The sequence below is a fragment of the Streptomyces sp. NPDC089919 genome (assembly GCF_040684615.1).
In the GTDB taxonomy this organism is placed as follows: Bacteria; Actinomycetota; Actinomycetes; order Streptomycetales; family Streptomycetaceae; genus Streptomyces.
In genome coordinates this window covers 18,585-33,177 of the sequence record NZ_JBFBGK010000071.1, presented here as the reverse complement: position 1 = coordinate 33,177, position 14,593 = coordinate 18,585, and the positions used below count along the sequence as shown (strand labels likewise).

At 72.5% G+C, this 14,593-nt stretch carries 12 protein-coding genes; 2 read left to right on the top strand and 10 right to left on the bottom strand.

The genetic code is table 11. The features are described from left to right. Positions 1–8 precede the first annotated feature (8 nt). Both AB0O40_RS25375 and AB0O40_RS25370 read right to left on the bottom strand, forming a co-directional pair. Entirely contained in the window at positions 9–545 is a 537-nt protein-coding gene (locus tag AB0O40_RS25375; RefSeq protein WP_365046021.1) for an alkyl hydroperoxide reductase, read from the bottom strand. A gap of 2 nt (positions 546–547) precedes the next feature. Further along, positions 548–1,102, bottom strand: a complete 555-nt coding sequence (locus AB0O40_RS25370; RefSeq protein ID WP_365046018.1) for a peroxiredoxin — start codon at positions 1,100–1,102, stop codon at positions 548–550. A 135-nt stretch (positions 1,103–1,237) separates the two neighbouring features. Here AB0O40_RS25370 and AB0O40_RS25365 point away from each other — a divergent pair, with 135 nt between their 5' ends. Beyond that, the gene (locus AB0O40_RS25365) at positions 1,238–2,185 is read left to right on the top strand and encodes a LysR substrate-binding domain-containing protein (protein WP_365046015.1); all 948 of its coding nucleotides are present in this window, start codon (positions 1,238–1,240) and stop codon (positions 2,183–2,185) included. A gap of 132 nt (positions 2,186–2,317) precedes the next feature. Here AB0O40_RS25365 and AB0O40_RS25360 read toward each other — a convergent pair whose 3' ends face one another. The 5 genes from AB0O40_RS25360 to AB0O40_RS25340 all read right to left on the bottom strand — a co-directional run bounded on the left by AB0O40_RS25360 (position 2,318) and on the right by AB0O40_RS25340 (position 7,259). After that, complete coding sequence (locus AB0O40_RS25360) at positions 2,318–4,663, bottom strand: FtsX-like permease family protein (protein WP_365046012.1); 2,346 nt, start codon at positions 4,661–4,663, stop codon at positions 2,318–2,320. Further along, positions 4,660–5,361 (bottom strand): ABC transporter ATP-binding protein, encoded by a 702-nt coding sequence (locus tag AB0O40_RS25355; RefSeq protein WP_365046009.1) that lies wholly within the window; start codon positions 5,359–5,361, stop codon positions 4,660–4,662. The genes AB0O40_RS25360 and AB0O40_RS25355 overlap by 4 nt, the downstream gene beginning before the upstream one ends. Beyond that, positions 5,358–5,882, bottom strand: a complete 525-nt coding sequence (locus tag AB0O40_RS25350) for a PadR family transcriptional regulator (RefSeq protein ID WP_365046006.1) — start codon at positions 5,880–5,882, stop codon at positions 5,358–5,360. The genes AB0O40_RS25355 and AB0O40_RS25350 overlap by 4 nt, the downstream gene beginning before the upstream one ends. Positions 5,883–6,069: 187 nt before the next feature. Then, positions 6,070–6,363, bottom strand: a complete 294-nt coding sequence (locus AB0O40_RS25345; protein WP_365046004.1) for a hypothetical protein — start codon at positions 6,361–6,363, stop codon at positions 6,070–6,072. Then, entirely contained in the window at positions 6,360–7,259 is a 900-nt protein-coding gene (locus tag AB0O40_RS25340) for an SPFH domain-containing protein (RefSeq protein ID WP_365046001.1), read from the bottom strand. Before AB0O40_RS25340 ends, AB0O40_RS25345 begins: the two co-directional genes overlap by 4 nt. Before the next feature lie 224 nt (positions 7,260–7,483). On the opposite strand from AB0O40_RS25340, the gene AB0O40_RS25335 reads away from it, so the two are divergent. Further along, positions 7,484–9,730: a transglycosylase domain-containing protein gene (locus AB0O40_RS25335; protein ID WP_365045998.1), complete on the top strand. Its 2,247-nt coding sequence runs from the start codon at positions 7,484–7,486 to the stop codon at positions 9,728–9,730. 68 nt (positions 9,731–9,798) lie between these two features. Here AB0O40_RS25335 and AB0O40_RS25330 read toward each other — a convergent pair whose 3' ends face one another. The 3 genes from AB0O40_RS25330 to AB0O40_RS25320 form a co-directional block, all read right to left on the bottom strand. Continuing rightward, positions 9,799–12,009, bottom strand: a complete 2,211-nt coding sequence (locus tag AB0O40_RS25330; RefSeq protein WP_365045995.1) for an ATP-binding SpoIIE family protein phosphatase — start codon at positions 12,007–12,009, stop codon at positions 9,799–9,801. Between the two features lie 231 nt (positions 12,010–12,240). Then, the gene (locus AB0O40_RS25325) at positions 12,241–12,960 is read right to left on the bottom strand and encodes a DUF402 domain-containing protein (protein WP_365045992.1); all 720 of its coding nucleotides are present in this window, start codon (positions 12,958–12,960) and stop codon (positions 12,241–12,243) included. Between the two features lie 135 nt (positions 12,961–13,095). Further along, positions 13,096–14,499, bottom strand: coding sequence for a class II fumarate hydratase (locus tag AB0O40_RS25320; RefSeq protein WP_365045989.1), 1,404 nt, complete (start codon positions 14,497–14,499; stop codon positions 13,096–13,098). Between the last annotated feature and the right edge of the window lie 94 nt (positions 14,500–14,593).

Genomic DNA, 14,593 nt, shown 5'->3' with positions numbered 1-14,593 from the left:
GCGGGGCACTACTCGGCGAGTACGGCCTCCGCGTCGAGGGTGACGCCGACGGCCTGGATCACCGAGGCGACCTTGACGGCCTCCTGGACCGTCTCGCGGTCCACGCCCGCCTTGCGCAGCACCTGCTCGTGCGAGTCGAGGCACTGGCCGCAGCCGTTGATCGCGGAGACTGCGAGGGACCAGAGCTCGAAGTCGACCTTCTCCACGCCCGGGTTGCCGATGACGTTCATCCGCAGACCGGCCCGCATCGTGCCGTACTCCGGGTCGGAGAGCAGGTGGCGGGTGCGGTAGAAGACGTTGTTCATCGCCATGATCGCGGCGGCGGACTTGGCGGCGGCGTAGGCTTCGGGCGACAGCTTCGCCTTGGCCTCCGGCTCCAGCTCGCGCAGCACCCGCGGGGAGCGGGCGGCGATGGCGCAGGACAGCACCGCGCCCCAGAGCTGCTGCTCGGTGAGCAGGTCCTGGTTGCCGATGACCGAGCCGAGGTTCAGCTTCAGGTCCTTGGCGAAGTCCGGTATGGCGGACTTGAGCTCATCGAGCGCCATGCTCACTCACCGGCCAGGAGGGCGCCGGCGTCCAGGGTGTCCTCGCCCTTGGTCCAGTTGCAGGGGCACAGCTCGTCGGTCTGCAGGGCGTCGAGGACCCGCAGGACCTCCTTGGGGTTACGGCCCACGGAACCGGCGGTCACCATCGAGAACTGGATCTCGTTGTTCTGGTCGACGATGAAGACGGCGCGCTGCGCGAAGCCGTCGGCGCCCTGCACGCCGCAGTCCTTCATCAGCTCGTGCTTGGAGTCGGCCAGCATCGGGAAGGGCAGGTCACGCAGGTCGGCGTGGTCCTTGCGCCAGGCGTGGTGGACGAACTCGGAGTCGCCGGAGACGCCGAGGATCTGGGCGTCGCGGTCCAGGAACTCGTCGTTGAGCTTGCCGAAGGCGGCGATCTCGGTCGGGCAGACGAAGGTGAAGTCCTTCGGCCAGAAGAACACCACGCGCCACTTGCCCTCGTAGGTCTTGTGGTCGATCTGCGCGAACTCCTTGCCGGCCTCGAGGGAGACGCAGGCGGTCAGATCGTAGGTGGGGAACTTGTCACCGACAGTGAGCACAGATACTCCTGGAGCTGTGGAAAGGAACCCTTTTGGGGGCTTTCCTGAGGGGTTGGACTGTCTCACATGCTGGCACAGCCAGCATTGATTGCGGAAATAGCTAAGCTCGTTCCCTGTGATCGGAGGTACCTATCAGTGGCCGTGGGTAATAAGGGACAGAAGCAGCCGACCCTGGCGCAGCTGCGCGCCTTCGCGGCGGTGGCGGAGCACCTGCACTTCCGCGACGCCGCCGCGGCGATCGGAATGAGCCAGCCGGCCCTCTCCGGCGCGGTCTCCGCACTGGAGGAGGCGCTGGGGGTGCGGCTGCTGGAGCGCACCACCCGCAAGGTGCTGCTCTCGCCGGCCGGCGAGCGGATCGCCGCCCGGGCCCGGGCCGTACTGGACGCGGTCGGGGCGCTCACCGAGGAGGCGGAGGCGGTCCGCGCGCCCTTCACGGGCCTCCTGCGGCTGGGGGTGATCCCGACCGTGGCGCCGTACCTGCTGCCGACCGTGCTCTCGCTGATCCACCGGCGCTTCCCGCGGCTCGACCTCCAGGTCCACGAGGAGCAGACCTCCTCGCTGCTGGACGGGCTGGCGGTCGGCCGGCTGGACCTGCTGCTGCTCGCGGTCCCGCTGGGCGTCCCCGGGGTGACCGAACTCCCCGTCTTCGAGGAGGACTTCGTCCTGGTCGCGCCGCGCGACCACCCGCTCGCCGGGCGCCGGGACATCCCCCGCGAGGAGCTGCGGGAGCTGCACCTGCTGCTGCTGGACGAGGGCCACTGCCTGCGTGACCAGGCCCTGGACATCTGCCGGGAGGCCGGCCGCACCGAGGGGGCGGACGTCACCACCACCGCGGCCGGCCTCTCCACCCTCGTACAACTGGTCGCCGGGGGACTGGGGGTGACGCTGTTGCCGCGCACCGCGCTGCGGCTGGAGACCACCCGGAACGAACACCTGGCCACCGGCTACTTCGCCGAGCCCGCGCCGATGCGCCGGATCGCCCTGGCGATGCGCACCGGCAGCGCCCGGCAGGAGGAGTTCGGCGCCCTGGCGGCCGCGCTGCGCGAGGCGGTCCGGCCGCTGCCGGTCTGGCCGACCGACTGACCGCGCCCACCCGGCCGCCACGACCGGATGGGGTGGCCGCGTGCCGTACCCGCGCCCGGTCGCGCCCGGGGACGCGGACGGCCCGCGGAGCGGTGGGCTCCACGGGCCGTACGGGACCGGCGTACCGGGCGGCTACTCGGTGCGCAGGCCGTCCGGGCGCATCAGCCGCAGCAGCGGCGGCAGGCTGAGCGCGGTCACCAGCAGCACCACGCCCGCGCCGATCCCGGCCATGCCGGCCACCGACGTCCAGTCCACCGAGACCGGGACGGCGGTCATCCGCATCAGGACGGCGCCCAGGGCCAGGCCGGTGGCGGTGGCGAGGGCCAGGCCCAGGCCGATCGGCAGCGCCGTCTGCCAGAACACCGACAGCGTCAGGGTGCCGCGCCGGGTGCCGAAGGCGACCAGGGCCGACAGCAGCTTCTTGCGCTCGCGCAACTGCTCCAGCTGGGAGACCAGCATGCTCGCGCCGATCAGCAGCAGGACCAGCACCGCGCCGATGTAGAGACCGGTCCGGATGCTCGCGAAGCGGTTGCTCTGCTCGGTGCTCTTCAGGGTCATGACGGTGGCCAGCGGGTCGGCCTTGAAGGCCGAGGTGCGGGCCCGCTCCACCGCGTCCGGCGCGGCCGGGTCGAGCTGGAGGTACACGGAGGTGTACCCGGAGACCGCCGAGCCCTTGGGCGCCGCGGCCGGGGTGGCCAGGATGCCGCCGCGCTTGGTGCCGCCCGGGTCGGGCCGGCTGGTCGCGGTGCGCAGCCCCTTCGGCACGGTCCAGGCCACCGGCCCGGCGGTGTCGTTGCCGCCCACCAGCAGCTGGGTGCCCGGCTTGGACAGGGCGCGGGCGTTCGGGTCGTCGTACCCGCCCTGCAGGAGGAAGGTGTCGCCGTCCTTGCAGGAGGGCAGATCGGCGATCTCGCGCAGGGACGCGCAGCCGGCGACGGTCAGTTCGGTCGTCTTGTCCGGGTCCTTCCGGGCGGCCGCGGTGGTGGTGGTCAGCGGGGTGACCCGGGAGACGCCCGGGGTCGTCCGCAGCTTCTCCGAGACGGTGTCGGCCTGCTGGAGGATGCCGGTGTCGGACTGGCCGCCCCGGATCCACACCGACAGGGCGGCGCGGGCCGGGTCCTGGCCGGTGCGCCTGGTGTAGTCGCCCTCGACGCCCGCGAAGAGCATCTGGAGGGCGATGGCCCCGGCCACCGCGACGGCGATGCCGTTGACCAGCCGGGCGGCGGTGCCGCTGCTGAGCTGGAGCCGGCGGACCGCCAGCTGCCAGGAGACCCCGCCGCCGGAGAGCCGGGCGACGACCGCCTCCACGAGCCAGGGGAGGATCGCGGTGACGCCCACCAGCAGCAGCACCACCCCGCCGATGACCTGCCACTGGTTGAAGTCGCCGCTCTCGCGGCCGCGGCCCATCAGCGGGGCCAGCAGCCCGAGTCCGGCCACCGGGAGCACCAGCCGCCACCAGATGCGGCGGCGGGCGGGCTTCGCGGTGCGCACCACGCCGAGCGGTTCGATCACCACGCCCCGCAGGGTGAGCAGGGTGACCGCGACGGCCGCCGCGGGCACCGCGAGCACCACCAGGGCCGCCAGCCAGGGCGTCGGCGTGAGGTCGGCCGGGAAGACGCTGCGGTCCATGACGGTGAAGTGGCCGGCGAACTGCCGTACCGCGTAGAAGAGTCCGGCGCCCAGCGCGAGGCCGGCCACGGCCCCGGCCAGCGCCTCGCCGGCCGCGATCCGCCGGGTCATCCGGGCGTCGGCGCCGACCAGGCGCAGGGCGGCCAGCCGCCGGTCGCGGCGCTCGCCGCCGAAGCGGACGGCGGCGGCGACGAAGACGGCCACCGGCATCAGCAGGGCCACGAAGACCATGACCAGCAGCAGCATCAGGACCGGGTCGAGCCGTTCGGGCCTGACGTCGTTGGCGAAGCCGGTGATGCGCTTGACGGAGCTGTCGTCGCGCAGGGTGTCGGAGCCCATGTAGAAGGCGAGTTCGCCGGGGCCGATCAGCCCCTCGTCGCCGATGGTCTGGGTGACCGGGCCGTCCAGCCGCTCGCGCAGCAGCTTGCCCTCGGGCGAGCCGAGCAGGTCCTTCAGGGCGGGGGAGACGGCCAGTTCGCCGGGGCCCGGGAACTTCTTCAGGCCGGGCGGCAGCGGGGCGTCCGGGCCCTCGGGCCGCAGCTGGCCGCCGTACAGGTCCTCGCCGTGGAAGGAGGTCTGCACCTCGGCGAAGAGCAGGGTGCCGGGGCCGGCCTTCTCCGCGGTGGGTGCGGTCCAGGTGCTGCGGGCGTCCGAGCGCTGGTCGCGGGCGGCCAGCGCCCCGGGCAGCGCGGTGGTGAGCAGCAGCAGGGCCACGCCGAGGCCCACCCCGACCCCCGTGAGCAGGGTGCGGGTCCAGCCCTCCCGGCCGCCGCCGAGGGCGAACTTGGCGCCCATGCGGAGGTCCTGGAGCCAGGTCCCCACGGAGGCGCGGGGGCGTGCGGAACTCATATGGCCCGCTCCATGTCACGGGACTTGCCGTCGCGGACCACGATCTCGCGGTCGGAGTAGGCCGCGACCCGGGTCTCGTGGGTGACCAGCACGACCGCGGCGTTGGTGGCCCGGGCGGCCTCGGTGAGCAGCTGCATCACGCGCTCGCCGTTGAGGGAGTCCAGGGCGCCGGTGGGCTCGTCGGCGAAGAGCACGCGGGGGGAGGTGACCAGCGAGCGGGCCACGGCCACGCGCTGGCCCTGACCGCCGGAGACCTCGCCGGGCCGCTTGCCGGCCAGGTCCTGGACCTCGAGCTTGGCCATCCACTCCAGTGCGGCGGCCTCGGCCGGCTTGCGCTTGGCGCCGTTGAGGCGGAGCGGCAGGGCGACGTTCTCCACGCAGGTCAGCTCGGGCACGAGCTGGCCGAACTGGAAGACGAAGCCGAACTCGGAGCGGCGCAGGGCGCTGCGCTCGGCGTCGCTCATGCCGGTCAGCTCCCGGCCCTGGTAGGTGATGGAGCCCGAGTCGGGGGTCACGATCCCGGCCAGGCAGTGCAGCAGGGTCGACTTGCCGGAGCCCGAGGGCCCCATGATGGCGACGACCTCGCCCGGGTGGATGGAGAACTCCGCGCCGTCGAGGGCGGCGGTTGGGCCGTACGCCTTGCGCAGGGCGGTGGCGGCCAGCAGTGAGCCGGCCGGGTGGGTCTGGGGGAGGCTCATCGGCGTACTTCCTGGGCGAGCTGGTCGAGGCGGGCGGTGGTGAGCTCCAGCCAGCGCAGATCGGCTTCGAGGTGGAACAGGGCGTGGTCGCACACCAGCTGGTCGGCGAGGTCGCCCTTGCGCTTGCGGGTGGTGAGGATGCGCATCAGGCGCAGGTGCTCGGCGCGCTGGGTGTCCAGCAGGTCGGCGGCGCTGCGGCCGGTGAGCAGCGCGAGCACGACCTTGGTGTACAGGGTGGACTGGAGGTAGGGCTCGGGCTTCTCCGGCTGGGCCAGCCAGGCCTCGACGTCGGTGATGCCGGCGTCGGTGATCGCGTACCGCTTGCGGTCCGGGCCGCCGCCGCTCTCTATGCCGTCGACCTCGACCAGGCCGTTCTTCAGCAGGCGGGACATGGTCGAGTAGACCTGGCCGTAGTGCAGCGGGCGGTCGTGCCCGAACTTCTCGTCGAAGGCGCGCTTGAGGTCGTAGCCGTGGCGCGGGCCGGCCTCGAGGAGGCCGAGGAGGGTATGGCCGATGCTCATGCCGACGACTGTACATGCGGTGTATACCCACGCTGTATACACCGGGTGCATACTGCCGCTGATGGGGCTCGTCTTCGCAGGTCAGAGCGGTTTGTCACAATCCCGAACGGCCCCGGGGAGCGGCGAAGACCCCCGCGGGGAGCGGGGGTCTTCGAGGGCTCGGAACGGTACGGGGCCGCGCCCGGGATCAGGCGTCGGGGGCCTTGCGGGGGCGGCCGCGGGGCGCGATGGGACGCGCGTCCAGCGGGAGTCGCCCCGACTCCGCGAGGGCCTTCCGCAGCAGGAACTCGATCTGCGCGTTGGCCGACCGCAGCTCGTCCCCCGCCCACCGCGCCAGCGCGTCGTACACCTGCGGGTCCAGCCGCAGCAGCACCTGCTTGCGCTCGGCCCGCCGCGGCTTCGCCGCCCGCCCGGCGCCGGACCCGTCACCCGGTCCGGGCGCCGGGTCCGGCTCGGGGGGCACCTCCCGCGCGCCGGTCACTGGTAGAGCGTGCCCGTGTTGACGACCGGCTGGGCCGCGCGGTCCCCGCACAGCACCACCATCAGGTTCGACACCATCGCCGCCTTGCGCTCCGGGTCCAGTTCCACGATGTCCTCCTCGGCCAGCCGGGTCAGCGCCAGTTCCACCATGCCCACCGCGCCGTCGACGATCTGGCGGCGCGCCGCGACCACCGCGCCGGCCTGCTGCCGCTGGAGCATGGCCGAGGCGATCTCGGGAGCGTACGCGAGGTGGGTGAAGCGGGACTCGACGATCCGCACGCCCGCCGCCTCGACCCGCGCGTGCAGTTCGAGGGCCAGCTTCTCGGTGATCTCCTCGGCGTTCCCCCGCAGCGAGAGCGCGTCGTCCTCGTGGGCGTCGTAGGGGTACTCGATGGCGATGTGCCGGACGGCCGCCTCGGTCTGCACCGAGACGAACTCCTCGAAGTCGTCCACCTCGAAGACCGCCTGGGCGGTGTCCTCGACCCGCCACACCACGACCGCCGCCAGCTCGATCGGGTTGCCGTAGGCGTCGTTGACCTTCAGGACGGCCGTCTCGTGGTTGCGCACCCGGGTGGAGATCTTCTCCCGGGAGGTGAAGGGGTTCACCCAGCGCAGGCCGTCGGTGCGGATGGTGCCCCGGTAGCGGCCGAAGAGCTGGACCACCCGGGCCTCGCCCGGGGCCACCGAGTTGAGGCCGCCCATCATCACGAACGCGGTGACGCCGATCACGATGCCGAGGATGATCAGCGTCACCTTCACTGCGTCCTCGCCGCTGAGCGCCCCGCCCACCACCAGGCCGGTGCCGGCCAGCAGGCCCAGCAGCCCGCAGGTCAGCGCCAGTCCGCCGCCGACGCTCTTCGCCGGGTACTCCCGGATGCGTTCGTTGTCGTTCGTCATGATGTGCCCCGTTCCGGTCAGTGGTCCGGCAGTGCGACTGCCTAGCAAAGTGATATCACTTTTTCGGCTCACAGCAACCCCGGGCACACTCCTGGCGTCGGTTCCAGGTGGGGTGGGTGCTCATTCTCACGTCCTGAAAAGCAGGGATTGGCGGACCTTTGTCCATTCCCGCGGTGTTAGCTTCGTGAGCTGACGTCGGGGGGTTACCGAGCGGAGCAGGAGCGATGGGCCGAGCAGAAGCGCGACGCGCGCAGAAGCAGCGCGGGGCGCGGCGGGCACCACGTGCCCGGCAGCGGGACAAAAAGACCGGCATACGCCGGTTCTTCACGTGGAAGAAGGTGCTCGGCACCTTCTTCGGCCTCGTCCTCCTCGGCATGGCGGCCGCGGTCGGCTTCTACTTCTACCTGCCGGTGCCCCAGGCCAACGAGCAGGCGACCCTCCAGAGCAACATCTACCGCTGGTCCGACGGCTCGGTGATGGCCCGCACCGGCGACGTGAACCGCGTGATCCTGCCGATCGAGGCGATCCCCCGGCAGATCCAGAACGAGTTCATCGCCGCCGAGAACATGTCCTTCGAGAAGGACCAGGGCGTCGACGTCAAGGGCCTGGCCCGCGGAGTCCTGAACACCGTCACCGGCAAGGGCAAGCAGGGCGGCTCGACGATCACCCAGCAGTACGTCAAGAACTACTACCTGAACCAGGAGCAGACGGTCACCCGGAAGCTCAAGGAACTGGTGATCTCGCTCAAGGTCGACCAGCGGATGAAGAAGCCGCAGATCCTGGCCGGCTACATGAACACCAGCTACTACGGCCGCGGCGCCTACGGCATCCAGGCCGCCGCGCAGGCGTACTACGGCGTGGACACCGGCAAGCTCACCGTCGAGCAGGGCGCCTACCTCGCGGCCCTCCTCCAGTCGCCCAACGGCTACGACTGGGCCATCGCCACCGACCGCGGCAAGGCCTACGCCAAGGAACGCTGGAACTACGTCCTCAACAACATGGTCAAGATGGGCGAGCTGGACCCGGCCAAGCGCGCCGCGATGCAGTTCCCGGTCCCGATCAAGCCCAAGCCGGCCCCCGGCCTCGAAGGCCAGAAGGGCTACCTGGTCCAGGCCGCGGACGCCGAGCTGAACCGGCAGGGCATCACCGACGACCAGATCAAGGCCGGCGGCTGGGACATCACGCTCAACATCGACAAGAAGCACCAGGCCGCGCTGGAGAAGGCCGTCGACGACGAGCTGGAGTCCAAGCTGGACCGCAAGGGCCGCAAGGTCGACGCGGCCGTCCAGGCCGGCGCCACCTCCGTCGACCCGGAGACCGGGAAGATCCTCGCGATGTACGGCGGCCAGGGGCTCAAGGAGCACTGGATCAACAACGCCACCCGCGCGGACTTCCAGCCCGGCTCGACCTTCAAGCCGATCGTGCTGGCCTCCGCCATCCAGAACGGCGCCACCACCCAGGACGGCCGCCCGATCACCCCGAACACCACGTACGACGGCACCAGCCGCCGCCCGGTGGTCGGCAGCGACACCCCCTTCGCCCCGCAGAACCAGGACGACCAGGACTACGGCAAGAGGATCACCGTCCAGAAGGCCACGAACTCCTCGGTCAACTCGGTGTACGCGCAGATGCTGGTGGACGTCGGCCCGGCCACCGTCAAGAAGACCGCGCTCGCCCTCGGCATGAAGGACCGCGGCGCCTTCGACGAGAAGCCCGCGATGGCCCTGGGCTCCATGCAGTCCACCACCGTCGACATGGCGGGCGTGTACGCGACCTTCGACCACCACGGCAAGAAGGTCACGCCCACGATCGTCGCCTCCGCCAAGCACGAGGTCCGCAGCTTCCACAAGGTGCAGGGCGTCGGCGACCAGGCCATCAGCCGGGAGACCGCCGACACCGTCACCAAGGTCCTCAAGGGCGTGGTCGACAACGGCTCCGGCCGGGCGGTGGACTCCAGCGCCTACGAGGCGGCCGGCAAGACCGGCACCACCGAGTCCAACAAGGCCGCCTGGTTCACCGCGTACACGCCCGAGCTGGTCACCGTGGTCGCGATGTTCGGTGAGGAGCCCGGCACGGGCACCCAGGTCACCCTGACCGGCACCGCCGGCGGCGGCCGGGCCGGCGGCTCCAGCTTCCCGGCCCAGATCTGGCGGTCGTACACGCTGGCGGTCCTGGAGGGCACCGAGACCTCGCGGTTCGACCTCTCCGACGCCCTGATGGGCAAGCAGGAGGAGCCGGACCCGACGCCCAGCGCCTCCCGCTCCAAGAAGGACGAGGACCCGAGCCCGACGCCCTCGCGCTCCCGCCGGACCGAGGACCCGGACCCGACGCCCAGCCGCTCCCGCGAGCCGGACCCGGACCCCTCGCCCAGCCGCTCCCACAAGCCGCCCAAGCCCACGCCCACACCGAAGCCGACCAAGACGGACGGCGGCGGCGACAAGCCGGAGGACGACGGGCCCGTGGAGGAGTAGCCACCAGCCACGGAGGAAGGGCCGGACCCCGCGGGGTCCGGCCCTTCCTCCGTGTGCGCTCCGGCCGGTCAGCCGTCGGCGCGTCCGGTCGGCAGCGGCAGCTCGAACCAGACGACCTTGCCGCTGCTCAGCCGGGTGGCACCCCAGCGCCGGGCCATCCGGTTGACCAGGAACAGGCCCCGGCCGCCCTCGTCGGTGTCCCGCGCCCGGCGCTGCCGCGGCAGCTGCGGCGAGTCGTCGCCCACCTCGCAGCGCAGCACGTCCGTGCGCAGCAGCCGCAGCGTCACCGGTCGCTCGGCGTACCGGACGGCATTGGTGACCACCTCGCTGACCAGCAGCTCCAGCGAATCGCTCAGCTCCTCCAGGCCCCAGCGGGCCAGCGCCCGGCGGGCCAGCCGGCGGGCCCGCCCCGGGGCGGTCTCCTCCGGCTCCAGGAACCAGTACGCGACGTCGCTGGGCGCGATCCCGTCGAAGCGGGCGGCCAGCAGCGCGATGTCGTCGTCCCGGTCGCCCGGGCCGAGCATGTCCAGCACGTCGTCGCAGAGGGCCTCCAGCGGCGGCGGGTGGTCCAGCCCGGTCAGCTGGGCGGTGGTGGCCAGCCGCTCCCGCAACTGCTCGATGCCGGTCCACACGTCCCGCAGCCGGGACTCCACCAGGCCGTCGGTGTACAGCAGGAGGGTGGCCCCGGCGGGCGCGTCCAGCTCGACCGCCTCGAAGTCCACCCCGCCCACGCCGATCGGCGCGCCCGGCGGTACCCGCAGCACTTCGGCACGCCCGCCCAGGTGCAGCAGGACGGGCGGCGGGTGACCGGCGTTGGCGATGGTGATGCGGTGCGAGACCGGGTCGTAGACGGCGTACAGGCAGGTGGCCATCCGGTCCGAGCCGAGCCGCTGGGCCTGTTCGTCGAGGTGGTGCAGGACCTCGGCCGGGGGCAGGTCGAGCTGGGCCAGGGTCTGCGCGGTGGTGCGCAGCTGGCCCATGATCGCGGCGGAGGTCATGGAGTGGCCCATGACGTCGCCGACCACCAGCGCCACCCGGCTGCCCGGCAGCGGTATGGCGTCGTACCAGTCGCCGCCGACCCGGGCCGTCTCGGCCGCGGGCAGGTAGCGCGAGGCCAGCCGCACCCCGGTGGGCTGGGGCAGGCTGTGCGGCAGCATCGTGCGCTGCAGCTCGTCCGCGATGTACGCCTCGCGGCCGTAGAGCACGGCCTTGTCGATGCCCAGGGCGGTGTGCGTGGCCAGTTGCGCCGCCACCAGCAGGTCGTTCTGCTCGAAGGCGGGCCGGTCGGGACGGCGCAGGAAGACGGCCGCGCCGATCACCCGGCGGCGGCCGCGCAGCGGCGCCAGCACGGCCCGCTGGCCGCGCGGCACCGTCACCTCGGAACCCAGCAGCTCCGGCAGGGCGGCCCGCGCGGTGGGCGCGGACCCGAAGACCGGGCGCACCCCGCGCAGCACCTCGGCCAGCGCACCGCCGGCCCGGATCTCGCAGAGCTCCGCGGCCGGCAGGTCGCCCTGGGGGCCCAGCAGCGGCAGCTGGCTGAAGTCGATCTCGGCACCGGCCGCGGCGGCCTCGGTCAGGTCCTCGATGGGCCGGAGCCGGTCGGTGCGGCGCAGCCTTAAGACGACGGGCCCCACCGGGCGTTCGTCGCCCACCGGGAGCGGGTCGCGCAGGTACACCAGGATCGCGTCGGAGAAGGTCGGGACGGTGGCCCGGCACAGGCCGAGCACGATCTCGTCCAGGTCGATGCCGCGGGCGATCCGGCGGGTGGCCGCACCGACGAAGCGCAGCCGGTCGCCCTCGCGGCGGGCGGCCGAGGAGGCGTCCCCGGCGCCCGGTATGCCGGAGCCCTCGCCGGAACCGGCGTCCGTGGCACCGGGCGCGGCGCCGGAGGGGGCGGCCGCGCCGGACACGGTGCCGGCGGCGGTACCCGGGGTCGGGGCGGGCGCCGGGACCGGGCCCGCGGGGGACGCGGCACCGGCGCCGGCCGGGGCGCGGCGGGCGCCCGGGATCGAGCCGTCGCCGCCGCGGGTGGCCTGGCGGGAGGGGGCGGGCGCCTTGTCGTGGCCCTCGGAGTCGGTGGCGGCGGTGGCGGAGGGGCGCTGGCCGAGGCCGGCGCCCGCGCTCGTCCCGTGGCCGGACGGGCCGGCCGCGGGCACACCGGCAGGGCGGCCCGGCTGCGCGGGCAGGCCGAATCCGCCCGGGGCGTGGTTCGCCGCCGCGCTCGCCGCTGCCCCGGCACCCGGCTGCGGGCCCTCGTGAGAGGTGGGGTACTCCGTCACGCGTGGAATTCCGTCCGTTTGCGCTCGATGTGCGCTGCACACAACTCGGTCAGTCGCGGTATACCCGCTCAGCGGCACGGGCACCGTCGCCCGTCAACTCCGCTCCCCGCTCGTTACCTCTCGCTCGTCGGGTGATGCCCGGTCAAGTCCTGCGCACAGCATGAGAATTACGGAAGTGCAGCCTTGCGGAGGACGATCCTACGTTTGAACCCCGGGGGCGCATCAAGGGTCTCATGAGGTCATATACGCCGGGGTGCGGTCCCAGTCCCCGGGCAGAACCGGAATCTCCCAGCTCGGATCGGGTCGCCAGTCCTGCCAGCCGTCCGAGAAGGGCGCGCCCCAGGCCCTGATCAGGTCCACCGCGTCCCGGCCCGCCGCCCGGACCCGTTCGGCCCGTGCCGCGTCCAGCAGGCCCACCCGCTGGGCCTGGGCGAACTCGTCCTCGTCCAGCCACTCCCAGCTGCGGTCGGGGCGGACCGAGATGTCGAGGAAGTGGTCCTCGGAGTCGACCCCGCCGCTCCAGCGGGCCCGCGGCTCCTCGAGGTTGACGTACCAGCTCCGGAACTGCCAGCCCCGCTCCCAGAACAGCCACACCGACCAGGGGTCCCCGGGCCGGGCCAGCTTGAGGACCCCGGTGCCCCACCACCGCGCGGTGACGGTGGTGCGCGGTGCGGTGTAGCGGGTGGCCAGCGGCTCGTCCTGGACGCGGGTCCCGTCGGCGAGCACCGGCTTGACGCACTCGGTGCCCGGCGCCATCCAGACGGCCAGCAGCTCGTCGGTGTCCTGCACGACGGTCACCGGACGGCAGATGTGGACCGGGCCGGCCAGCCCCGGGGCGCTGTCACGGTAGCGCCAGAGGATCTGGTCCCCCGGCGCCCAGTGCGCGTCCCGCGGCGCGCCGTGCGCCGCGCCCTGCGCCGCGCTCGCCCGAGTCCTTGCCGTACCTGTCATGCGCAGATCTTAGGGGCGGGGCCCGGAAACACGCTGCGGTGCAGGTCACGGACGTATTTCGGCCGAATTTCGCCCTCCTGCCGACCGCCCCCGGCGGGGGCGGCCGACGGGGCGTCACCCGCGGTCGGCGGGCCGTTACGGGCGGGTCATCCGCAGGACGTCCAGGGCCTCGTCCAGCTGGTCCAGGGTGAGGTCGCCGCGCTCGACGTACCCGCCGTCCAGCACCACCTCGCGGATCGTCCGGCGTTCCGCGAGCGAGCGCTTGGCGACCTTGGCGGCCTCCTCGTACCCGATGTACCTGTTCAGCGGGGTGACGACGGAGGGGGAGGACTCGGCGTACTCGCGGGCGCGGTCGGCGTTGGCGGTGATCCCGTCCACGGTCCGGTCGGCGAGCAGCCGGGCCGCGGAGGTCAGCAGCCGCATGGACTCCAGCAGGTTCTTGCCCATGACCGGGAGCATCACGTTGAGCTCGAAGTTCCCGGCCGCGCCGGAGACCGCGACGGTGGTGTCGTTGCCGGTCACCTGCGCGGCGACCATCAGGACGGCCTCGGGGATGACCGGGTTCACCTTGCCCGGCATGATCGAGGAGCCCGGCTGGAGGTCGGGAAGGTTGATTTCGGCCAATCCGGTGCGCGGTCCGGAGGCCATCCAGCGCAGATCGTTCGCGATCTTGGTGAGCGAGACGGCGAGGGTGCGCAGCTGTCCCGAGGTCTCCACGAGCGCGTCCCGGGCGCCCTGGGCCTCGAAGTGGTCCCGGGCCTCGGTCAACGGGAGGCCGGTGGCGGCGGCGACCTCGGCGATCACGGCCTTGGAGAAGCCGGGCGGGGTGTTGATGCCGGTGCCGACCGCGGTGCCGCCCAGCGGGAGTTCGGCGAGCCGGGGCAGCGCGGACTCCAGGCGCTCGACGCCGTACCGGACCTGGGCGGCGTACCCGGCGAACTCCTGGCCCAGGGTGACCGGGGTGGCGTCCATCAGGTGGGTCCGGCCGGACTTCACGACCTGCGCGAACTCGGCGGCCTTGCGCTCCAGGGCGGCCGCCAGGTGCTTGAGGGCCGGCACCAGGTCCTTGACCACGGCGGCGGTGGCGGCGATGTGGATGGAGGAGGGGAAGACGTCGTTGGAGCTCTGGGAGGCGTTCACGTGGTCGTTGGGGTGGACGTCCCGGCCCAGCCGCTCGGCCGCGAGCGTGGCCAGTACCTCGTTGGCGTTCATGTTGGAGGAGGTGCCGGAGCCGGTCTGGAAGACGTCGACCGGAAACTGGTCGTCCCAGCGGCCCGCCACGACCTCCTCGGCGGCGCTGATGATGGCGTCCGCGATGTCCTGATCCAGTACCCCCAGGCCGGCGTTGACCTTGGCGGCGGCGGCCTTGATCCGGGCGAGAGCGGCGATGTGGCGGTGTTCGAGCCGCATTCCGGAGATCGGGAAGTTCTCCACCGCCCGCTGGGTCTGGGCGCGCCACTTGGCGTGCACGGGGACCCGCACCTCGCCCATGGAGTCGTGCTCGATCCGGTGCCCTGCCGTGCCCTGGTCCTCGGTCATGCGCGCTGCCTCCTGCGGAAGTTGAGCAAATGTCTTGTTCAGGCTATTCCCATGTCCCCTACTGGCCAGTAAATACCGGGGGTAACACTGACAT

Coding starts and splice junctions, on each gene's coding strand:
- AB0O40_RS25325 (WP_365045992.1), bottom strand. CDS start 12,960: ATGACAGGTACGGCAAGGACTCGGGCGAGCGCGGCGCAGGGCGCGGCG.
- AB0O40_RS25355 (WP_365046009.1), bottom strand. CDS start 5,361: ATGAGCCTCCCCCAGACCCACCCGGCCGGCTCACTGCTGGCCGCCACC.
- AB0O40_RS25360 (WP_365046012.1), bottom strand. CDS start 4,663: ATGAGTTCCGCACGCCCCCGCGCCTCCGTGGGGACCTGGCTCCAGGAC.
- AB0O40_RS25375 (WP_365046021.1), bottom strand. CDS start 545: ATGGCGCTCGATGAGCTCAAGTCCGCCATACCGGACTTCGCCAAGGAC.
- AB0O40_RS25335 (WP_365045998.1), top strand. CDS start 7,484: ATGGGCCGAGCAGAAGCGCGACGCGCGCAGAAGCAGCGCGGGGCGCGG.
- AB0O40_RS25320 (WP_365045989.1), bottom strand. CDS start 14,499: ATGACCGAGGACCAGGGCACGGCAGGGCACCGGATCGAGCACGACTCC.
- AB0O40_RS25340 (WP_365046001.1), bottom strand. CDS start 7,259: ATGACGAACGACAACGAACGCATCCGGGAGTACCCGGCGAAGAGCGTC.
- AB0O40_RS25350 (WP_365046006.1), bottom strand. CDS start 5,882: ATGAGCATCGGCCATACCCTCCTCGGCCTCCTCGAGGCCGGCCCGCGC.